A 21,480-nucleotide genomic window follows, 5' to 3' on the forward strand; every position below is an offset into this window, starting at 1 on the left:
AGGGGTCGGATCGGGGCTGCATTGCGCTGCAGCCGAGTGCCTTGCTTCGCTGCGGCCCTCAACCTCCGCTGCATTCCGCTCAGTCCTCCCGGTCCCAGGCGGGCGAGATGCCCCGCGCGTACTGGATGTCGTCGTTGCTCACGCCGGCGGCGACCATCGGCCACACCATCGCGTCGCGCGAGACGTTGAAGTCGATGACGACCGGACGGTCGTCGATCTCCATCGCGCGCTTGATCGCGGCGTCCACCTCGCCCATCGACTCGACGCGGATGCCCTCGCACCCGTACGCGTCGGCGAGCTTGACGAAGTCGGGCACGCGCGCCGTGCCGTGGCCGGTGTGCAGGTCCGTGTTCGAGTAGCGCTGGTCGTAGAACAGCGTCTGCCACTGGCGCACCATGCCGAGCGAGCTGTTGTTGATCAGCGCGACCTTGATGGGGATCTCGTTGATCGTGCAGGTGGCGAGCTCCTGGTTGGTCATCTGGAAGCAGCCGTCGCCGTCGATCGCCCACACCGTGGCGTCGGGGCGTCCGACCTTCGCGCCCATGGCCGCCGGGATCGAGAAGCCCATGGTGCCGAGGCCGCCGGAGTTGAGCCACGTCCGCGGGTGCTCGTAGCGGATGAACTGGGCCGCCCACATCTGGTGCTGCCCGACGCCCGCGACGTAGATCGACTCGGGGCCCGAGATCTCGCCCAGGCGGGAGATGACGTGCTGCGGGGCGAGGTGGCCGTCGTCGGGCTCCGTGTAGCCGAGCGGGTACGTCTCGCGCCAGTCGTCGATCTGGCGCCACCAGGCCTCGACGTCCGGCTTGCCCTTGGCCTCGTGCTCACGCTCGAGCTCCGGCAGCAGGTCGGTGATGACCTCCTTGAGGTCGCCGACGATCGGCACGTCCACGTCGCGGTTCTTGCCGATCTCCGCGGGGTCGATGTCGGCGTGCACCACCTGCGCGTGCGGGGCGAAGCTCGACAGCGCGCCGGTGACGCGGTCGTCGAAGCGGGCGCCGAGCGACACGACGAGGTCGGCCTTCTGCAGCGCCGCCACGGCCGGCACGGTCCCGTGCATGCCGGGCATGCCGAGGTTCTGGGGGTGCGTGTCGGGCACCGCGCCGCGCGCCATGAGCGTCGTCACGACGGGCGCGCCCGACAGGTCGACGAGGCGGCGCAGCTCGGCCGACGCGTTCGCGCGGATCACGCCGCCGCCCACGTACAGGACCGGGCGGCGGGCCGTCGCGAGCAGGCGCGCGGCCTCCTTGATCTGCTTGCTGTGCGGCTTCGTCACCGGGTGGTAGCCGGGCAGCTGCACGTCCTGCGGCCAGGAGAACGTGGTGCGGGACTGCATCGCCGACTTCGCGATGTCGACGAGCACCGGGCCCGGGCGGCCGGTCGAGGCGATGTGGAACGCCTCGGCGATGGTGCGCGGGATGTCGTCCGGGTCGGTGACCAGATAGGAGTGCTTGGTGATCGGCATCGTGATGCCGACGATGTCCGCCTCCTGGAAGCCGTCGGTGCCGATCATCGACTCGGCGACCTGGCCCGTGATCGCGACGAGCGGGATCGAGTCCATGTTCGCGTCGGCGATCGGGGTCACGAGGTTCGTCGCGCCCGGGCCCGACGTCGCCATCGTGACACCGACGCGGCCGGTCGCGTGGGCGTAGCCCTGCGCCGCGTGGCCGCCGCCCTGCTCGTGGCGCACGAGGATGTGGCGCAGGCGCTGGGAGTCCATGAGCGGGTCGTACGTCGGGAGGATCGCACCACCCGGGATGCCGAAGACGACCTCGGCACCGGCCTCCTCGAGCGAGCGGACGATCGACTGCGCGCCCGTCATCTCCTCGCCCGTCGGGGCGCCGTTCGAGGCGCCGGCCGGGCGAGCCGTGGCTGCGCGCCGGACGTCGCCGCGCGGGGCGACCGACGCGGGTGTCGGGGCGGGCTTCGGCGCCGCGGCGGGCGCCGGGGCGCCCTGTCGCGGAGGTGCCGGGGTGGGACCCTGGGCCATGGTGTCTCCTGCGTGTCGTGGCCTCGGCCCGGCGGGCGCCCCGTGGGGCGCTCCGCCGGGAGCCGGAGCCGACCGTGGTGGTGCGGTCGTGCTGGTCGCGGTGTGCGGGTGCCGGTCCTCGCGGGTCTCGCGGGTGCGGCGCTCGCGGTGGCCGGGTAGGCCTGCCGCGGTCTGTCTGCCGTGCTGATGGCGTTGTGGTGGCAACAAAAAACCCCTCGGACCCGGGATGCCGGGCTGGACGAGGGGTGAGCGCGCTGACGAAGCCTGGTGGCGTGGCCTCAGCCGGCGCGCTCAGGAAGTACTACAAGGAGGATCGTCTGCACGTCTGGGACTGTACGCCCATGTCCCGGTGATGTCACGTGTCGAGGCGGCCGTCTCACGCACTGGGACGTGCGGGGCGCGGCCCGGTGCGCCGGAGCACCCGTCCCTCCCACGGCTCCAGGTGCCCGACGGCGCCCGGCCGGGTGCCGTCGTCGGCCCGCCCGGGGTGCGTGGTCACGAGGACCGACCCCGCCTCCCAGCCCGTGAGCGTCCCGGGCGGGACGTCCTGCGGGACGCCACCGACGTTGACGAGCACGAGGAGCTCGTCCCGGACGGTCGTGCCGTCGGGCCCGGGCGCGTCGAGGGCGCGCGTGAACGCGTAGACCGCCTCGTGGTCGGGCAGCAGCATGCGGAAGTCGCCGAGCGCGACGACCGGCTCCTCCCGGCGCAGCGCGACGAGCCGCCGGTAGAAGTGCAGCACGGAGTCCTCGTCGGCCCAGGCGGCCTCCGCGTTGATCGTCGCGTGGTTGGGGTTGACCTCGAGCCACGGCGTCCCCGTCGTGAAGCCCGCGTTCGCGCTCGCGTCCCACTGCACGGGCGTGCGGGCGTGGTCGCGGCTCGCGTGCGCGAGCACGGCGAGCATCTCGCCGTCGGTCCGCAGGCGCGGGGCGCCCGTGCGACCGGTCAGCTCGCGGAAGTACCCGAGCGACTCGACGTCCTGGTACTGCTCGATCCGCGTGAACGGCGCGTTCGTCATGGCGAGCTCCTCGCCCTGGTAGACGTACGGCGTGCCGCGGTGCAGGTGCAGCAGGAGGGCGAGCGCCTTCGCCGAGGCGACGCGGTGCTCCGGGGAGTCGTCGCCGAACCGCGAGACGACGCGCGGCTGGTCGTGGTTGTCCCAGTAGAGGGCGTTCCAGCCCCGGTGGGCGAGGCCCGCCTGCCAGCGGCCGAGGGTCGCCTTGAGATCGGCGAGGTCCCACCGGACCGGGTCGTACCGGGTCGCCCCGTGGTCGATGCCCATGTGCTCGAACTGGAACACCATGTCGACCTCGCGACGGTCCGGGTCGGTGTACCGCACGCCGTGCTCGACCGTCACGCCCGGCGTCTCCCCCACCGTGAGGATCTCCCGGCCCTGGGCGAGGTACGGCGCGAACACCTCGCGGTGCATCTCGGCGAGGAACTCGTGCACGCGCGGCCCGTCCGTGTAGTGCGGGCTCCCGTCCCCGTACGTGCCCCAGTGCACCTCGCCGTCGGGCAGCGAGCCGTCGGGCGCGACGTCCTTGGAGATGAGGTTGATGACGTCCATGCGGAAGCCGTCGACGCCGCGGTCGAGCCACCGCCGCATCATCGAGTAGACCGCCTCGCGGACGTCGGGGTTCTCCCAGTTGAGGTCCGGCTGCTTGGGGTCGAACAGGTGCAGGTAGTACTCGCCCGAGGCCTCGTCGAACCGCCACGCGCTGCCCCCGAAGAACGAGCGCCAGTTCGTCGGCTCGGCGCCCGGGGCGCCGGGCTCCATGCCCTCGCGCGCGGGGCGCCACCAGTACCAGTCGCGCCGCGGGCTCTGCGCGGACGAGCGCGACTCGACGAACCACGGGTGCTCGTCGCTCGTGTGGTTGACGACGAGGTCCATGACGAGCTTCATCCCGCGCGCGTGCAGCCCTTCGATCAGGGCGTCGAGGTCCGCGAGCGACCCGAACAGCGGGTCGACGTCCTCGTAGTCGCTGATGTCGTAGCCGTTGTCCGCCTGCGGCGACCGGTACACCGGGGACAGCCACACGACGTCGACGCCCAGCCGCTCCAGGTGGTCGAGGCGTCGCGTGATCCCGGGGAGGTCCCCGATGCCGTCGCCGTCGGTGTCCTGGAACGAGCGCGGGTACACCTGGTAGACGACCGAGCGCGTCCACCAGGGGGCGTCACCGGGCGTCTCGGCGCCGGGCCACCCGCCGCGGGGCAGGGGGTCCGGGGTGGGTGCGGACGAGGTCATCGCACGGCTTCCTCTCGGGTCAGGGGGTCCTGGTCCCAGCCTGCCCGACGCCGCGCGACGCGGCGACGCGACGGGCGGGGTCCGTGAGGACGTCGACGTCGTCGACCCAGTGCTCGACGGTCCCGACGCCCGGTGGCAGCGCCCGCACCACCGGGTCCTGGATCGCGGACGTCACCACGTCGGCCACCGGCCCGAGCCCCCGGAAGGGCCGGTCGAAGAACGGGACGACGACGTCGGTCACGGTCGGGAGGCCCACCTCGCCCTGGAGGTCGTGCAGGGTCTCCAGCCCTCGGCACAGCGCCGCCTCGCGCGCCCGCCAGTCGTCGGCCGCGAGCGCCTCCGCGAGGTCGGGCCCGGCGGCGGCGGCACGCGGGAGCGCGGCGAACGTCGTCCCGAACCACTTCGCGTACGGCGTCCAGCGCCGCTCGAGCAGGAAGCCGAGGTGCATCGCTGCGCGCACGAGCCGGGCGGCGACGACGCGCGACCCGAGGTCGTCGCCGCGCTCCGCCGCCCGGCCGACGAACGGCAGCTCGTGCCCGATCCGCGCCCAGTCGACGGCGACCGCGTACCGCCACAGGTCGTCGGGATACCAGGCGAGGCGCTCGCGCGCCGCGGTGGCCTGACCGCCGGTGTCCACGAACACCGGCCCGGCCCTCACCTCGAGGACCGCCTGACCGGTGAACGTGAGCCAGTCGTCGACGGCGAGCGGTCGCGTCGCGTCGACGCCGAGGCGCGACGTGACGAAGCCCGACGGCGACGCGACCTCGACCTGGTGCGGACCGTGCGGGCTCCACGTGGTCGGGAACCGGGTCGGGTGCCCGGCGAACGTGTCGGGCAGCGCCGCGCCGAGCAGCGCGTCGACCTCGTTGACCATCGGCTCGTCGACCAGCAACGTCAGGCGCAGACCCCAGTCGTGGTCGCGCGACGTCGCGTCGTCGAGCCCGAGGACGTCGGACCCGCTCCCGAGGCGTCCCGCCGCGTGCGGCAGCCCGGGCCAGCGGCCGAGCAGGATCGGCCCGACGACCTCGTCGTAGTAGCGCCGCGCGAGGTCGGTCCCGGTCTCCACCCGGGCAACCTAGCGGGTCGGCGTCACGACACCCAGGGCTTTCGCCGCTACCACCGCTCGGCCCCGACGAAGCGCGTGGGAGCCGGGTCGACGCCCAGCACGTCGCGCAGGACCGTGAGGTCGTAGGTGCGTTCCATCGCGAGGTGGCTCAGCGCGTACCGGGTCAGGCGCGGCGGCTCGCGGCGACGCAGCCGCCGGGCGACCGTCTCGACCGCGCCCGCGAGCGCCCAGGCGGGCCGCACCGGGACGGCGACGACCCGCACGGCGGTACCCCGGCGGCGCAGCGCGTCGGCGAGCGCGTCGCGCAGGACCACCGGCTCGGCGTCGGCGACGTTCACGACGAGCGGGCCTCCGGCCGCGCCGTCCCCCGCGCCGGGCGCGCGGGCCGCGGTGTCGGGCAGCACGACGGCGGCGCGCGCCGCGGCGAGCAGCGTGTCCACGTGCGTCAGGGACTGGAGGACGCGCCCGCCGCCGGGCAGGACGAGGCGTCCGCGCCGCACGGCGGCCTCGACGCGCGGCAGGAGCGTCGAGTCGCCCGGCCCGTAGACGGCGTGCGGGCGCAGGACGACGACAGCGCCGCGGTCGGGGTGGCGCGCGACGTCGCGGGCCAGCGCGCGTTCGGCCTCCGCCTTCGTCGTGCCGTAGGCGTCGAGGTACCGGGCGACCGGCGCCTCGTGCTCGCGGGCGCGGACGCTCGGGCGGTACGGGTCGTACACGCTGCCGGACGAGACGTGCACGAACCGCGCGCCGGGGAACGTGTCGCGGACCGCGAGCGTCCCGGCGACGTTCGTGGCGCGCGCGACGTCGAGCGCGCACCAGTCGGACACGGCGGCGCCCGCGTGCACGACGGCGTCCACCGGGGGCGGGTCGGCGAGCGGACCGGTGGTGAGGTCCCAGGCGAGGTGCCGGGCGCCGTCGACCACCGGGTCGCGGCGGGAGGACGTCCAGACCTCGTGGCCGTCGGCGACCAGCCCGCGCGCGACCGCTCCCCCGACGAACCCCGACGCCCCGGTGACGACGACCCTCACGCGCGGGCGCCGGGCGTGTCTCGGCCGACGGCGGCCGACTCAGCGGGCACCAGCGGCGCGGCGGGCACGCTCGGCGCGGCGGTCTCCAGCGGTGCGGCGGGCACCAGCGGCGCGGCGGCGCGCGAGAGCGCGGCGCGGTCGGGCTTGCGCGAGCGACCGGCGAGCGGGATGCGGTCGGCGAGCAGCACGACGTCGGGCAGCGCGTCGTGGTCGAGCACGCCCGGCAGCGCGGTGCGCACCCGGTCCACGAGTGGGTGGTGCGGGTCCAGGCGCACCGCCGTACCGGCGTCGGGCCGAGGATCGGGCCTGGTGGCCGTGTCCGGCCGAGAGTCTCCCGACGCCGGGGTGACGACGAGCGCGACCCGCTCGTCGCCGTCCACCTGGGGAACCCCCACGAGCAGCGCCTCGCCGACGCCGTCGAGCGCCGCGACGCGCGGCTCGTAGAGGCCGGGGTAGATGTTCGTCGTGCCCCGGATGATCATGTCCCGCGTGCGGCCGACGAGGACGAGCCGCCCCGCGTCGTCGCGGCGCGCGAGGTCGCCGGTGCGGTGCTCCGCGGCCCGGGCGCCCGCGCCGCGGGCGGGGGCGTCGAGGTCGTGCAGGTAGCCCGCCATGAGCGACGGCCCGGACAGCACGAGCTCCCCGACGACGTCGTCGCGGCCGGGCTCGCCGACGGCGTCCCAGCCGCCCTCGGGCTCCTCGTCCTCGACCGGGTCGAGCCGCGCGACCGTGCCGGGCAGCGGCACGCCGACGAGGTCGCCGTCGCCCGCGTACGCGAGCTTCTCGCGGGCCTCGACCACCGCGACCGGCAGGATCTCGGTCATCCCGTACACCGCGACCCACCGCGTGCCGGGCAGCAGGCGCGCCGCGCGCTCCAGGAGCGCGCGGGTCACGGGCGCACCGCCGACGAGCGCGACGCGCGGCCCGCGTGCCGGGACCGCCCCGGCCTCGATCACGTCGAGCAGCGCCGTGACGTCCGCGGGCACGAGGTACGTGCCCGCGGCGCCGTCGAGCTGGCGCGCGAAGGTCGTGATGTCGCGGCTCGGCGGGTCGGCCGGCACGGACCACGTGGCACCCGCGAGCAGCGCCGGGACGCCGAGCAGCATCTGGTCGGTGTGCACGACGTCGCCCGGCGCGAGCGCGAACACGTCGCGCAGCAGGTCGCACCCGGCGAGCAGCGACCCGGCCGTGTGCACGACGGCCTTCGGCTGCGCCGTCGTGCCGGACGTGAAGACGGTGAGCGCCTCACGGTCCGGGTCGAGCGGCGGCAGCGCCGCGCGGTCGACCGCGCTCGCGGCGAGGCGGCGGGCGGCGCGCGAGCCGCGCGGCACCCCGGGGAGCCACGGGCCGGCGTGCACGTGCCGCAGCGGGAGGCTCGCGTAGTCGGGCAGGAGCAGGCCCCGCGACCGGGCCAGACGGCGCAGCGGCCCGCGCGAGGCGGCGTAGAGGAGCGACTCGGTCGTCGCGAGCGACGGCCCGGCTGCGCTCACGCGTGCCGCGAAGAGCTCGGGCGTCGAGCCGGGGTCGACGAAGACGACGGTCCCGCCCGCCCGGACCACCCCGAACGCGAGCGCGACGCCCTCCGGCCGGGGCCGCACCGAGAACAGGGCGCGGTCGCCCGGCGCGAGGCCGTCGGCCGCGAGCGCCGTCGCGGTCGCCTCGACGCGCCGCGCGAGGTCGGCGTACGAGGCCTCCTCGCGCACGCGCGCACCGCGGAGGCCCGGCCGCGTCCAGCGCCGGAGCGCAACCGCGTCGGCGGACGCGTGCCCGGCGGCTCCGCGGGCGAGGATCGGGGCGAGCAGGTGGCGGGCCACGTCGTCGGGCACGGTCATGCCGCCTCCCCGGCCGACGACGCGGCCGATCCGGCGACCGGGCCCGGTGCGCGCACCTCGCCGCCGACCGCCCGCACGACGAGCGAGCGGTACGCCGGGATGAGCACGCCGCGGGCGACGGCTCGGTCGGTGACCTGAAGGCTCCGACCCGCCGCGGCGACCGGGCGCAGGGCGTCCAGGACGGCGTCGACCTGGGCCGTCGCGAGCGGCATGCCGAGACAGAAGTGCGGGCCGGCGCCGAACCACAGGTGTCGCACCGCCGGGTCGACGGGGGCGTCCGGGTCGAAGGGGCCCGCGTCCTTGCAGCAGGAGATCGTCGCGATCACGACCCGGTCGCCCGCGCGGACGCGGACGTCGCCCACGGTCGTGGCGGCACGCACGGAGCGGAGCATGGCGGGCGTGGGGGCCGTGACGCGCAGCGCCTCCTCGACGACGCGGCCGCGCAGCACCGCGGCCTCCGGCCCGGCGCCGGGGTCGGCCGCGAGGAGCCGGTCGAGCCAGCCGGTGTCCGCGGTGAGTGCCACGAGGCGCGGCACGAACGACTGGATGGTCTCGGTGCCCGTGAGGACGAACGCGCCGACGGCGCCGAGCGCCTCGTCCTCCGAGAGCCCGAGCTCGCGCATGCGCCCGGGGACGGTCGCGGGGTCCCCCGCGCGGTACGCGTCACGAGCCGGTGCGGACAGCCGCGCGAGGACGGCGCGCGCGTGCCGCACCTGGCTGGGCGTGAGGCTGCGCCGGTGCAGGCGCACGAGGCCGACCACGGACTGTGCGGCGGTCATCGCCTCGCGGACGGCGGAGTCCGTCGGGGGCAGCCCGGTCATCGCGCAGACGACCGTGCCGGCCATGGTCGCCGTCTCCGCCACGAGGTCGACGCGCTCCCCCGCGAGCAGCCGCGGGGCGAGGCCCGCGAGGACGTCGGGCACGCTCACCGCGACGAGGTCGCGCACCGCACGGGGTGTAAAGAGACCCGACAGCGCCCGGCGCAGGCGCGCGTGGTCGGCGCCCTCCATGTTGAGGAGCACGGACGGGCCGAGCACGGGCGTCCACAGGTCCGACGGCGACCCCGGGCCCACCTTGGAGAAGTGCTCGGTGTCGAGCAGCACGGCGCGCGCCGTCGCGGCGTCGGACACGACCACCCCGATCCCGGGGACGCGCACGACCGGGCCGCGGTGCCGCAGGGCCCGGATCGCCGGGTAGACGAGCGGGTGCGCCCCGCGCTGCACCCGCTCCTCCCAGCGCATCGCCGCGGCGAGCCCGGCGGGTGCGGGCGCGAGCGCCGTGCCGGTCACCGGATGTCCACGAGCTCGGGCCGGTAGCGGTGGTCGGCGTACCAGCCGAGCGTGCGGACGAGGCCCCACGCGTGCGCCCGGCGCGTCGAGGCCCGCACGACGACGTCACGGTGCGCGCCGTACCGCCGCGTGCGGCGGCGCACCGCGTTGACGAGCGCCCGGTCCTCGTGGACGTCCTCGATCGCGGTGCGCGGGAACCCGCCCGCCGCCTCGTACAGCGCCGCGGTGATCGCCATGTTGCAGCCCGGCGCCATGACGTAGGGGCCGAGGTAGGACGGGTCCTGGTTGCCGGGGCGGAAGCGCCCGAACGTGCTCGCGACGCTCACCGCCGCGGAGAGCACCCCCTGCTGGACGCGCGAGACCGGGCGGTCGTCGGTGCGCGGCACGAGCCGTCCCGCGACGAGGTCGTGCCCGCTCGCGAACGCGGCCCGCACGCGTCGGGTCCAGTCGGGCAGCGGCAGGCAGTCGGCGTCGGTGCGGGCGAGGTGGGTCGCGCCCTGCGCGATCGCCGCCCGCATCCCCGTGTCGGCCGCCGCGCCCGTGCCCTTCTGCAGCTCGTCGACGACGCGCCACCGCGTCATGCCCCACGCCGCCGCGGTCGCGCGCACCAGGTCGCCCGTGCCGTCCGACGACCCGTTGTCCACGACGACGAGGTCGAAGTCCGTGTCCTGCTGGTCGCGCAGCGCCTCCAGCGTCGCGACGATCCCGTGCGCCTCGTCGCGCGCGGGCACCACGACGGCGAGCCGCTGCGTGCTCGTCACTCCTCGCGTGAACCGCCGGGTGCTCACAGCCGCACCACCGTCGCGCCGATGCTGATGCCGCCCGCGAGGCCGACGAGCACGACGATGTCGCCCGGCCCGACCCGACCCGTCTCGAGCGCGATCGCGAGCTGGAGCGGGAGCGTCGCGGAGGCGACGTTGCCGTGGTCGGCGACGGTGACGAGCGTGCGGCCGGTCGGCAGACCGAGCGCGGCGTGCACGTCGTCGAGGTAGGCGACGGCGACCTGGTGCACGGCGACGAGCGCGACGTCGTCCCATGTGAGCCCCGCACGGCCGAGCGCGTCGAGGACGACCCCCGGCCCGAGCGCGAGGAACGCGTCCCGCAGCCGGGACCCGTCGATCTCGAAGTAGGTGCGCTCGAGGTCGCGCGGGTGCGCGGTGCCGCCCCCGGGGAGCATGCCGACGTCCCAGTGCGTCGACTCGGCGCCGAACGCGCTCGCGAGGATGCCGCGGGGCGCGGGGGCGCCGGAGCCGTCGCGCGCGTCGGCCTCCGCCGCGGTGGCGCGGCGCACGAGGACGGCGGCCCCGGCGTCGGACATGGTGTAGCCCGGGGCGGAGAGCAGGTACGTCGCACGGTCGGGGACGTCCCAGCGCACCGCGCGCGACGGGGCCTCCCCGCACGCGACGAGCACGGTGCCGTACCGGCCCGTCGCGACGAGCGCCTCGGCGACCTCGATGGCGTTGAGCACGGAGTTGCACGCGTTCTTGACGTCCATGACGGGCGCCCGGACCCCGAGCTTCGCGGCGACGATGTGGCTCGTCGCGGGCTCGACCATGTCCTGGCTCGCCGACGCGAAGAGCAGCAGGTCGACGTCGTCGGGGGCGAGGCCCTGGGTCGCCAGCAGCTTCTCCGCGGCCGCGACGGCGAGGTCGGAGGCGTCCCAGTCGTCGGGGAGCACGTGGACCTGCCGCACGCCCGTGAGGCGCGAGACCATCGGCACGCGCGGCGCCGCGCCCGGGTTGCGCTCCGCGAGCGCGCGCTCCGCCTCGCGCACGTCGACCACGCGCTCGGGCAGGTGGACCCCGACGGCGGCGATCACCGCCGCGGGACGCACGGGTGCGGACCCGGGGGCTACCGGGCGGGGTGGGTTCTCTGGCACGCGCGACACAGTAGCCAAGCAGACCCCCTCGGACGGCGGTCGTCCACAGGTTCCGATGGGGTGAAGTGCCCATCCCCGGACGGCGGCGCGGCCGCCCCGTGGCCCTGCCCGTGCGCCACACTGACCCCGTGACTGCGACCACGACCGGACCCGTGCCCACCCGCGAGCGCCGTCGCGCCCTGCCCACGACCCGGCACGAGCTGCAGGTCCTCACCGCCGCGCGCCCCGCGATGGCCGGCGTGCTCCTCGTGGGCGGCGCGCTCACCGGGCGGCGTCCGGGCGGTGGGCTGCGCCGGGTGCCGGGCCTCGGGTGGGTGACGGCCGACCCGACCGTGGGTCGCCGCATCCTCACCGACCACCGGCACTTCACGATCGTCGGCGAGGGCGGGGTCGGGCACCTCTGGGCCCAGATCCTCGGCGACTGGGTCCTCGACCTGTTCGACGGCCCGGGCCACCACGACCTGCGCACCCGCTCGCGCGAGCTCTTCACCGAGGCGAGCGCCGCGGCGTTGGTCGACGGCGCGTGGTCGCTCGCGCTCGACGACGCGCGCCGCACCCTCGCCGCGGGCGGGACGGTCGACGTCGGCCGGCTCGCGCGCGTGCTCGTCGGCCGGATGATGATCTCGCTGCTCGGCATCCCGTCCCCGGCGGCCACCGGGGCGGGCTCAGGGCCGGGCACAGCGACGGGCTCAGCGGCGAGCTCAGCGGCGGGCGCCGGGACCGGCGCGACGCCGGAGGCCGTCCCGACGGACGACGACGCCCTCGCGGCCTTCGCGACGGGCGAGCGGCTCGCGTCGATCGCGCTCGGGAGCGCCGGCTCGACGTACCTCGCGCCGGGCCAGGTCGCGGCGGCGCGGGAGATCGTCGCCGAGCTGACCCAGGGCGTCCCGGACGGGTGGCGGCACGCGCCGGCCGACCGCCTGCTCGGCCGGTGCCGCGAGCTCGGCCTCGGGATGGAGGAGACGACCGGGCTCGCGAGCCTGCTCATGGTCGCGGGCACCGAGACGTCGGCGTCGGCCATGGCCCGCACCACCGCGCTCCTGATCGACACGGGCGAGCAGCACCGCCTGCTCCGGCTCCTGGCCGACGAGCGCGCCCACCCCGTCGAGCGGGCCGCCGGCGAGCCGGACGCCGTCGAGAACGCCGTGCGCGAGGGTCTGCGCGTGACGAGCCCGGCCTCGGTGATCGGCCGGGGCGTGTCGGCCGACGTCGAGGTCGCGGGCCGCACCCTGCGCGCCGGGGAGCGCGTCATGATCCTCACGTGGGCGGCGAACACAGCGGCCGGGCCGTTCCGCGCCGACCGCCCCTACGTGCGCGAGACGCGCCAGCTCTGGTTCGGCGCGGGGCGCCACCTGTGCCTCGGCGCCGCGCTCGCCCGCGCCGAGATCGCCGCGCTCCTGCACGCGCTGTTCGACGACGGCGCACCCCTGCGCGTCGTGTCGCGCCGCGCCAAGCGCCGGGTCCTCGTGCCCGGCTACGACCAGCTGGTCGTCGCGCGCGCCTGACCCGCAGGGCGGGAATCGGCAGCGGTACACCGGGCGTCAGCCCTGCGGGGTCACGCTCCACGTGCCGGCGGTCTTCACGGCGAGGACACCGGGAAGCGCGAGGTCGTACGTCTCGGTGAACGCCTCGGTGTCGCCGAACATGCGCGACGCCTCGCGCGTGACCCCGAAGTATCGGCCCTGGAACGAGTCCTCGGGGCCCGCCGGCGTCCACGACACCTCCGCGCTCGTCGTGCTGCCGTCGAGCCGCAGGACGGTCGGTCCCGTGCCCGACTGCGGCCCTGCGACGGGCGGCAGGTCGTTCCAGCTCTCGAACCGCAGGGACCACTCCCCCGACGCTTCGAGCCAGATCGACTGCTGCGGCGCGGAGTCCTCGAAGACGTCCATGAGGTACGACCCGGTCGTCTCACCGAGCGCACCCGGGTACGGCGTGACGTCCGTCGGTGCCATGAACGCGCGCGTCCCCGCGCAGTCGCCGCAGTCCAGGTGCACGACGACGGCGAAGTCGCCGTCGCGCGCGAACGTCACGGCGGCGCTCCCCGTCCCGCTCGCCGCGGCGGGTGCACCGGCGGCGACCGTTCCCGCGTCCACCGCCTGGGCGGGTGGCGCGGAGGGACGGTCGGCGAGCGGGTCGACCACCTCGGGCGTCGTCTCCTCCGACGGCTCGTCGCGCGTGCCCAGCGAGTCCTCGGTGGCCGTCGGGCTCGGGGCGGAGGACCCCGGAGCGACCTCCGGCTCCCCGGCGGCAGTGCACCCGCCGAGCGCGACGACCGCGGCCGTCACGATGGCCAGCGGGACGACGGCGGACGCGGCCCGGCGACGGCGCGGCGATCTCTCCGGACGTGCACTCACGGGACCAGCCTCGCAGGGACCGGACGGTTCCTGCGCGCTCGTCTCATCCCCGACGCCACCGGCCCCGGTCAGTCGCGCGCCTGCCAGGTGCACACGCACGCCTCGTTGCCCTCGGCGTCGGCCAGGACCCAGAACGCGGGCGCGCGCCGGTCGGACACGAGGTGCCCGCCCGCGGCGATGGCGGCGGTGACGCGCGCTTCCGCGACGTCGTGCGGGACCGTCACGTCCACGTGGATGCGGTTGCGCTGCTCGCGCGGCGCGTCCATCTGCTGGAACCAGAACGCCGGGGCGCGCCCGCTCGGGTCGCGGAGCTCGGGCGCGGGCAGCTCGGGCGCGCCCTCGTCGAACCCGAGGACCGCGCGCCAGAACGGCTGCACCGCCGTCCCGACGAGGGTGTCGATCGCGATCTCGAGGTCCTGCACCGCCGTCGGGTCCGCGACGAGGTCAAGCTCGCGCGCCGCGGCAGAGATTTGCCGGGCGAGCTCGACGTCGCGCGTGCTCACGCCGCCCACGTCGTGCGACGTCAGCCGGACCGTCACCGTCCCGTACCGCAGGTCGACGTCGGGGTGGTGGTTCGCCGCCTCGGCGAGCTCGCCGATCGCGTCGACGAGCTCCACCCCCGCGGTGAACGACCCCGTGCGGAACAGCGTCTGCACCGTCCTGAGGATGAACCGCCAGTCCTCGACGCCGTCGCTGTCGTGGAACTGGCGCGCGGTGATGCGGTCGTCCGCCGTCTGGGTCATGGCCGTCCTCCGGGGTGCGTCGCTGCGGCGAGGTGCGACACCACGCTAGTGCGCGCCTCCGACGCCCGCGCGCTCCGGGGTCACTCGAGGATCGCGCCGCGCGACGCCGACTGGACGAGCTTGGCGTACTTTGCCAGCACGCCGCGCGTGAACGTCGGGGGCAGCGGCGCCCACCCGTCGCGGCGCGCGGCGAGAGTGTCGGCGTCGACGAGCAGGTCGAGCGTCTTGTTCGCGACGTCGAGCCGGATCGGGTCGCCGTCGCGCACGAACGCGATGGGGCCCCCGTCGACCGCCTCGGGCGCCACGTGCCCGACGCACAGGCCGGTCGTCCCGCCGGAGAAGCGGCCGTCCGTGAGCAGCAGGACCGTCTTGCCGAGCCCCGCGCCCTTGATCGCGCCCGTGATGGCGAGCATCTCGCGCATCCCCGGGCCGCCCTTGGGCCCCTCGTACCGGATGACGACGACGTCCCCGTCGGTGATCGTGCCGTCCTCCAGGGCGTCGAGCGCCGCGCGCTCGCGCTCGAAGACGCGCGCGGTGCCCTCGAACACGTCCTCGTCGAACCCGGCGGACTTCACGACGGCGCCCTCGGGCGCGAGCGACCCGTGCAGGATCGTGATGCCGCCCGTGTGGTGGATCGGGTCGTCGAGGGCCCGCAGGATCTTGCCGTCCGGGTCGGGAGGGTCGATGTCGGCGAGGTTCTCCGCGACCGTACGGCCGGTGACGGTGAGCGCGTCGCCGTGCAGCAGGCCGGCGTCGAGCAGGGCCTTCATGACGACGGGCACGCCGCCGATGCGGTCGACGTCGTTCATCACGTAGCGCCCGAACGGCTTGAGGTCGCCGAGGTGCGGCACGCGGCTCGCGACGCGGTCGAAGTCGGCGAGCGTGAGGTCGACCTCGGCCTCGTGCGCGATGGCGAGCAGGTGCAGCACCGCGTTGGTGGAGCCGCCGAACGCCATGACGACGGCGATCGCGTTCTCGAACGCCTCCTTCGTCATGATGTCGCGCGCCGTGATGCCGAGCCGCAGCAGGTTGACGACGGCCTCGCCCGAGCGGTGCGCGAACGCGTCCCGGCGCCGGTCCGCCGACGGCGGCGCCGCCGAGCCGGGCAGCGACATGCCCATCGCCTCCGCGACCGACGCCATCGTGTTCGCCGTGTACATGCCGCCGCACGCGCCCTCGCCGGGGCAGATGGCGCGCTCGATGCGGTCCACGTCCTCGCGGCTCATGAGCCCGCGCGCGCACGCGCCGACCGCCTCGAACGCGTCGATGAGCGTGACGTCCTTCTCCGTGCCGTCGGAGAGCTTGACCCAGCCGGGCATGATCGAGCCCGCGTAGAGGAACACGCTCGCCAGGTCGAGCCGCGCTGCCGCCATGAGCATCCCCGGGAGGGACTTGTCGCACCCGGCGAGGAGGACCGTCCCGTCGAGGCGCTCCGCCTGGACGACCGTCTCGACCGAGTCCGCGATGATGTCGCGGCTCACGAGCGAGAAGTGCATCCCCTCGTGGCCCATGGAGATGCCGTCGGAGACGGAGATCGTCCCGAACTGCAGCGGGTACCCGCCGCCCGCGTGCACGCCCTCCTTCGCGCCCTGCGCGAGCCGGTCGAGCGACAGGTTGCACGGCGTGATCTCGTTCCACGAGCTCGCGATGCCGATCTGCGGCTTGGCGAAGTCCTCGTCGCCCATCCCGACGGCGCGCAGCATGCCGCGCGACGCCGTCGCCTCCAGGCCGTCGGTGACCTGGCGGGAACGCGGCTTGAGGTCGGGTCCGGCGTCGGACCCCGAGGTGTGCCCAGTCATGACCCCACTCTAGGAACGGCACCGGCGCGGGGCGCGGCGGGACGCGCCGCGGCACGGAGGCCCGCCCGGCCCGTGCAGGCCCGAGACGGGCCGACCGCGGTGCGAGGCGCACGGCATCATGGGGCCGTGCACACACGCCCCGGAGCCGTCCGAGCCGTCCTGCCCGTCCTCGCCCTGGCCGCGACCGCCGCGTGCGCGGCTCCCACGCCGTCGGGCACGAGCCCCGGCTCTCCCACCTCCGCGGCGTCCGCCCCCGCACCGGACGCGACGACCGGGACGCCCGACGACGCCGCGACCGCGACGGCGACCGCGAGCGCCGAGGAGGCTCCCGAGGGGCAGGTCGAGACGCCCGAGGAGTCGTTCCGCGCGTGGCTGGCCGCGAGCCGCGCGCCGGAGGTCGAGGTCGCGTGCGGGTACCTCGCACCGGAGCTCGTCGACCGGATGGTCGCCGAGATGACGGCACAGGGGTGGCCGGGCATCACGGACTGCGCATCGATGACCACGACCACCGCCGGTCTCTACGCGGCCGTGGGCGACGTGCCGGAGGTCGAGGTCGGCGTCCGCGAGGAGCGCGCCGACGCGACGGTGCTGTCCGTCGTCTACGACGGCGGCGACTGCGGGACCGCCGTCATGGTGCCGCAGGACGCGCGGTGGGTCGTCACGGAGCAGTCCGAGGAGGAGTGCTGACCCTCGCCGCGGGGGGCTCCGCGCCCGGGCACGACGACGGGCCCGCACCTCGGAAGGTGCGGGCCCGTCGTCGTCGGGTCAGCGGCGCTTGATGAGCGACACGTCGCGGACGGCGCCGCGGTCGGCGGACGTCGCCATGGCGGCGTAGGCCTGGAGGGCGGGCGAGACGTAGCGGTCGCGGTCGACCGGCTGCCACGGGTTCTCGCGCGCCTCCATCTTGGCGCGGCGCTCGGCGAGCACGTCGTCGGGCACGTTGAGGCGGATCAGGCGCGTGTCGACGTCGATCTCGATCTCGTCGCCGTCCTCGACGAGGCCGATGACGCCGCCCGCGGCGGCCTCGGGCGAGACGTGGCCGACGGAGATGCCCGACGACCCGCCGGAGAAGCGGCCGTCGGTGATGAGCGCGGTGACCTTGCCGAGGCCGCGGCCCTTGATGAACGACGTCGGGTACAGCATCTCCTGCATGCCGGGGCCGCCCGCGGGGCCCTCGTAGCGCACGACGACGACGTGGCCGGGCTGGACCTGCTTGGTGAGGATCTTCTCGACGGCCTCGTCCTGCGACTCGCAGACGAGCGCCTTCCCGACGAAGTGGAAGACGTCCGGGTCGACCCCGGCGGTCTTGAACACGGCGCCGTCCTCGGCGAGGTTGCCGCGCAGCACGGCGAGCCCGCCCTCGACGGTGTACGCGTGCTCGAGGTCGCGGATGCAGCCGTTCGCGGCGTCGGTGTCGAGCGACTCCCAGCGGTTCGACGTCGAGAACGCCTGCGTGGTGCGCACTCCCCCGGGCGCCGCGTGGAACAGCTCGACGGCCCGCTCGGTCGCCTTGCCGCCCCGGACGTCCCAGTCGTCGAGCCACTCGCGCAGCGTCGGCGTGTGCACGCTCGTGACGTCGTGGTCGAGCAGGCCCGCGCGGTCGAGCTCGCCCAGGAGGGCGGGGATGCCGCCGGCACGGTGCACGTCCTCCATGTGGAAGTTCGGGTGGTTCGGCGCGACCTTGGACAGGCACGGAACCTGGCGGCTGATGCGCTCGATGTCGGTGAGGTCGAAGTCGACGCCCCCCTCCTGCGCGGCGGCGAGGATGTGCAGCACGGTGTTCGTCGAGCCGCCCATCGCGACGTCGAGCGCCATGGCGTTCGAGAACGCGGCCTTGGTCGCGATCGAGCGGGGCGCGACGGAGTCGTCCTCGTCCTCGTAGTAGCGCTTCGCGAGCCCGACGATCGTGCGGCCGGCCTCGAGGAAGAGCTCCTTGCGCGCGGCGTGCGTCGCGAGGGTCGAGCCGTTGCCGGGGAGCGACAGGCCGAGCGCCTCGGTGAGGCAGTTCATCGAGTTCGCGGTGAACATGCCGGAGCACGACCCGCACGTGGGGCACGCGTTCTCCTCGACCTGGGCGAGCGCGGCGTCGGACACCGCGTCGTCGGCCGAGTAGTTGATCGCGTTGACGAGGTTGAGCGGGGTCTTCGCGACGCCGTCGGCGACGACCGCCTTGCCCGCCTCCATGGGGCCGCCGGACACGAAGATCACGGGGATGTTGAGCCGCAGCGCGGCGTTGAGCATGCCGGGCGTGATCTTGTCGCAGTTCGAGATGCACACGAGGGCGTCGGCGCAGTGCGCGTTGACCATGTACTCGACCGAGTCGGCGATGAGGTCGCGGCTCGGGAGCGAGTAGAGCATGCCGCCGTGGCCCATGGCGATGCCGTCGTCGACGGCGATGGTGTTGAACTCCTTGGAGACGCCGCCGGCCTCGCGGATCGCGGACGCGACGAGGTCGCCCATGTCCTTGAGGTGTACGTGGCCGGGGACGAACTGCGTGTACGAGTTGGCGATCGCGATGATCGGCTTGCCGAAGTCCTCCGCGCCCATGCCGGTCGCGCGCCAGAGGGCGCGGGCGCCGGCCATGTTGCGGCCGTGGGTGGACGTCCGAGAGCGCAGGGGGCGGCTCATTCCGGGTCAGCTCCTTCGACGGGGTGCTGCGACCGATCCTCCGGCCGCCGGGTCACATTACGCCTCGTCGGGGCGGTCCGGCCGAGGCGTCCGTCTCGTGGTCGTGCGGCCTACGTACGTAGCCCCGCCAGGCCTACGGGATGTCCACGCGATCCGGACGTAAGGGTTGAACCGCCTCCCGTACCCCTGCCACCGTGGGCGAGCACGTCACGGCCGGACGACCACCGCGACGCCTCGACGGGGAGCGGCACACCGCTCGGGTCGGGGCAGGTCCTCGCCGGCCCCGACCCGACCACTTCTCTCCCCGAGGGGGCACCTCCATGTCCACGTCCACCACGTCCGCGCCGCCCGGCGCCACCTCTGGGGCCGCAGCGCGCACCACCGACCCCGTCACCCAGGACGACGTCGTCACGCGCTCGTCGGCCCGCCACGCCCTCGCGCTCACGCGGATCGGCACGGCCGTCGTCTTCCTGTGGCCGTTCACCGACAAGCTCGTCGGCCTCGGGTACGCGACCCCGCGCGAGCGCGCGTGGCTCGCGGGGGGCGCACCCACGCAGGGCTACCTCGAGAACGGCGCCCAGGGCCCGCTCGCGAGCACGTTCGCCGCGATGGCGAGCCCCGTCACCGACTGGCTCTTCATGCTCGGGATGCTGGGCGTCGGCCTCGCGCTCCTGCTGGGGATCGGCCTGCGGGTCGCCGCGGTGAGCGGCACGGTCCTGTTCGCGATGCTGTGGCTCTCGCAGTGGCCGCTCGCGGCCGGTTCGAACAACCCGGTCGTCGACGACCACGTCCTCGTGATCCTGCTCCTCGCTGTCCTCGCGACGACGCTCGCGGGCGACACGTGGGGCCTCGGCCGACGCTGGGCGGCCCTCCCCCTCGTGCGCCGGGCGGCCTGGCTGCGCTGACGCGCCGCGGGACTGGTACCCCCACGGGTGCAGCACCGGGGCGGGGCCGCGACGTCGCGGCCCCGCTCCGTCGTCCGACGCCGCCCTCAGGCCCCGGCGGTGTGCGCGCCCTCGAGCTCGTCGGCGTGGCGGATGTGCCGCGTGACCCACGGCGCGAGCGCGAACAGCGCGAGCGCGAACACGAGGGTGATGGCGCCGATGCCGCCGAAGTACGCGGTGTCGGAGGCACCCTCGGTGACCTGCACGACCTGCGCGGTGATGGCCTGCCCGGCGGCGGGCGCGAGGAACCACAGGGCCATCGCCTGGGACCGGAACGCCTTCGGCGCGAGCAGGGTCGTCGCGGCGAGGCCGACCGGCGACAGGCACAGCTCGCCGAGCGTCTGGATCACGTAGACGAGCACGAGCACCCACGACGGCGCCTTGCCGTCGCCGACGACGGCCGACGCGGCCGCGAGGAAGAGGAACGACACCGACGCGAGGGTGAGGCCGATCGCGAACTTGTTGGCCGTCGTCGGGCGGTCGCCCGTCTTGAGCCAGATCCACGCGAACACGGGCGCGAGGACGATGATCGACAGCGGGTTCACCGACTGGAAGAACTCGGGGCTGATGCCCACGCCGAAGAACGTCAGGTCGGTGCGGTCCTTCGCGAACGCCGAGAGCGTCGTGGCCGCCTGCTCGAAGATCATCCAGAAGAGCATCGCCGCGACGAACAGCGGGATGTACGCGATGACGCGCGGCCGCTCGGCGTCCGTCACGCGCGGCGAGCGGTACATGACGATGAAGTAGGCGATCGGCGCGAGGAACGCCAGGTAGGACATCGTGTCGATGAAGGTCGAGATCTCGAACCCGCCGGCGACGAGGACGGCGACCAGACCGACGAGCACCACGCCGCCCGCGATGAGGAGGAAGATCCGCGCGATCTTGGCGCGCTCCTCGGGGCGGACGGGGTTGGGCACGTGCGCGCCCGCCTCGCCGAGGTAGCGCCGGCCCGCGACGAAGAACACGAGCGCGACCGCCATGCCCACCGCCGCGACGGCGAAGCCCGCGTGGTACCCGCCCCAGGCCCGCGCGGCGCCCACGAGGAACGGCGCGACGAACGAGCCGAGGTTGATGCCCATGTAGAAGATCGAGAAGCCCGAGTCGCGGCGCGGGTCGTCGCGCGCGTACAGCTCGCCGACCATCGACGACACGTTGGGCTTGAGCAGGCCGGTGCCGAGCGCGACGAGCGCGATGCCCACCATCGAGAAGCCCGTGCCGGGGATCGTGAGGCTCACGTGCCCGGCCGCGATGATGATGCCCCCGTACAGGACCGAGCGCCGGGACCCGATCACGCGGTCCGCGAGCCAGCCGCCCACGACGGACAGCAGGTACACGCTGGTCCCGTAGATCGACACGAGCGCGAGGCCCGTCGTCTCCCCGATGCCCAGGCCGCCGTTCGCGACGGTGTCCGTGAGGTAGAACAACAGGATCGCGCGCATCCCGTAGTAGCTGAACCGCTCCCACAGCTCGGTGGTGAAGAGCGTCAGCAGCCCGCGCGGGTGCCCGAAGAACGCGTGGTCCCCGACGATGGCCCCCGCGGCGGGCCCCTCGGCCGCCCCCACTCCGGCCGCGGTACCCGGCCCGAGGGGCGGAGCCCCGGCCTCCGGCTCGGTGCGCGCCTCGCGCCCGAGCGCGCGGCGTCGCGCGTCGTCCTGCTCTCGTCGGTCGTCGCCACCCATCCTG

At 75.0% G+C, this 21,480-nt stretch carries 16 protein-coding genes; 3 read left to right on the forward strand and 13 right to left on the reverse strand.

Going from position 1 to position 21,480, the window contains the following annotated elements; all coding sequences use genetic code 11:
• Positions 1-79: 79 nt before the first annotated feature.
• The 8 genes from GWJ10_RS10090 to GWJ10_RS10125 form a co-directional block, all read right to left on the reverse strand.
• Positions 80-1,990, reverse strand: a complete 1,911-nt coding sequence (locus GWJ10_RS10090; RefSeq protein WP_061268746.1) for an acetolactate synthase large subunit — start codon at positions 1,988-1,990, stop codon at positions 80-82.
• Between the two features lie 376 nt (positions 1,991-2,366).
• Positions 2,367-4,235, reverse strand: coding sequence for an alpha-glucosidase (locus GWJ10_RS10095; protein WP_163187208.1), 1,869 nt, complete (start codon positions 4,233-4,235; stop codon positions 2,367-2,369).
• A 19-nt stretch (positions 4,236-4,254) separates the two neighbouring features.
• Positions 4,255-5,301 carry a DUF4037 domain-containing protein gene (locus tag GWJ10_RS10100; RefSeq protein WP_163187210.1) on the reverse strand — a complete coding sequence of 349 codons (1,047 nt, stop codon included), beginning with the start codon at positions 5,299-5,301 and terminating at the stop codon, positions 4,255-4,257.
• Positions 5,302-5,348: 47 nt separating this feature from the next.
• Positions 5,349-6,329: an NAD(P)-dependent oxidoreductase gene (locus GWJ10_RS10105; protein WP_163187212.1), complete on the reverse strand. Its 981-nt coding sequence runs from the start codon at positions 6,327-6,329 to the stop codon at positions 5,349-5,351.
• Complete coding sequence (locus GWJ10_RS10110; protein ID WP_163187214.1) at positions 6,326-8,161, reverse strand: class I adenylate-forming enzyme family protein; 1,836 nt, start codon at positions 8,159-8,161, stop codon at positions 6,326-6,328. Before GWJ10_RS10110 ends, GWJ10_RS10105 begins: the two co-directional genes overlap by 4 nt.
• Entirely contained in the window at positions 8,158-9,450 is a 1,293-nt protein-coding gene (locus tag GWJ10_RS10115; RefSeq protein ID WP_240696672.1) for a cytochrome P450, read from the reverse strand. Before GWJ10_RS10115 ends, GWJ10_RS10110 begins: the two co-directional genes overlap by 4 nt.
• Positions 9,447-10,211, reverse strand: coding sequence for a glycosyltransferase family 2 protein (locus tag GWJ10_RS10120; RefSeq protein ID WP_163187216.1), 765 nt, complete (start codon positions 10,209-10,211; stop codon positions 9,447-9,449). The genes GWJ10_RS10115 and GWJ10_RS10120 overlap by 4 nt, the downstream gene beginning before the upstream one ends.
• Positions 10,212-10,234: 23 nt before the next feature.
• Positions 10,235-11,329, reverse strand: coding sequence for a ketoacyl-ACP synthase III (locus GWJ10_RS10125; RefSeq protein ID WP_241005740.1), 1,095 nt, complete (start codon positions 11,327-11,329; stop codon positions 10,235-10,237).
• A gap of 128 nt (positions 11,330-11,457) precedes the next feature.
• Here GWJ10_RS10125 and GWJ10_RS10130 point away from each other — a divergent pair, with 128 nt between their 5' ends.
• Positions 11,458-12,834 carry a cytochrome P450 gene (locus tag GWJ10_RS10130; RefSeq protein ID WP_241005741.1) on the forward strand — a complete coding sequence of 459 codons (1,377 nt, stop codon included), beginning with the start codon at positions 11,458-11,460 and terminating at the stop codon, positions 12,832-12,834.
• A gap of 36 nt (positions 12,835-12,870) precedes the next feature.
• Here the strand turns inward: GWJ10_RS10130 and GWJ10_RS10135 are convergent, their stop codons facing one another.
• The 3 genes from GWJ10_RS10135 to ilvD (GWJ10_RS10145) form a co-directional block, all read right to left on the reverse strand.
• Positions 12,871-13,683, reverse strand: a complete 813-nt coding sequence (locus GWJ10_RS10135) for a hypothetical protein (RefSeq protein WP_163187218.1) — start codon at positions 13,681-13,683, stop codon at positions 12,871-12,873.
• 68 nt (positions 13,684-13,751) lie between these two features.
• The gene (locus GWJ10_RS10140) at positions 13,752-14,426 is read right to left on the reverse strand and encodes a 4a-hydroxytetrahydrobiopterin dehydratase (RefSeq protein WP_163187220.1); all 675 of its coding nucleotides are present in this window, start codon (positions 14,424-14,426) and stop codon (positions 13,752-13,754) included.
• Positions 14,427-14,506: 80 nt separating this feature from the next.
• The gene (ilvD, locus tag GWJ10_RS10145) at positions 14,507-16,225 is read right to left on the reverse strand and encodes a dihydroxy-acid dehydratase (protein ID WP_163187222.1); all 1,719 of its coding nucleotides are present in this window, start codon (positions 16,223-16,225) and stop codon (positions 14,507-14,509) included.
• Positions 16,226-16,351: 126 nt separating this feature from the next.
• Here ilvD (GWJ10_RS10145) and GWJ10_RS10150 point away from each other — a divergent pair, with 126 nt between their 5' ends.
• Positions 16,352-16,912, forward strand: a complete 561-nt coding sequence (locus tag GWJ10_RS10150; protein ID WP_163187224.1) for a hypothetical protein — start codon at positions 16,352-16,354, stop codon at positions 16,910-16,912.
• A 78-nt stretch (positions 16,913-16,990) separates the two neighbouring features.
• Here the strand turns inward: GWJ10_RS10150 and ilvD (GWJ10_RS10155) are convergent, their stop codons facing one another.
• A complete protein-coding gene (ilvD, locus tag GWJ10_RS10155) occupies positions 16,991-18,853 on the reverse strand; it encodes a dihydroxy-acid dehydratase (RefSeq protein ID WP_163187226.1) in 1,863 nt (620 codons plus the stop codon).
• 320 nt (positions 18,854-19,173) lie between these two features.
• Here ilvD (GWJ10_RS10155) and GWJ10_RS10160 point away from each other — a divergent pair, with 320 nt between their 5' ends.
• Positions 19,174-19,758, forward strand: coding sequence for a DoxX family protein (locus GWJ10_RS10160; protein ID WP_163187228.1), 585 nt, complete (start codon positions 19,174-19,176; stop codon positions 19,756-19,758).
• Between the two features lie 86 nt (positions 19,759-19,844).
• Here the strand turns inward: GWJ10_RS10160 and GWJ10_RS10165 are convergent, their stop codons facing one another.
• A complete protein-coding gene (locus GWJ10_RS10165; protein WP_163187230.1) occupies positions 19,845-21,476 on the reverse strand; it encodes a peptide MFS transporter in 1,632 nt (543 codons plus the stop codon).
• Between the last annotated feature and the right edge of the window lie 4 nt (positions 21,477-21,480).

Source organism: Cellulosimicrobium sp. SL-1 (assembly GCF_011033075.1).
Classification (GTDB): domain Bacteria; phylum Actinomycetota; class Actinomycetes; order Actinomycetales; family Cellulomonadaceae; genus Cellulosimicrobium; species Cellulosimicrobium funkei.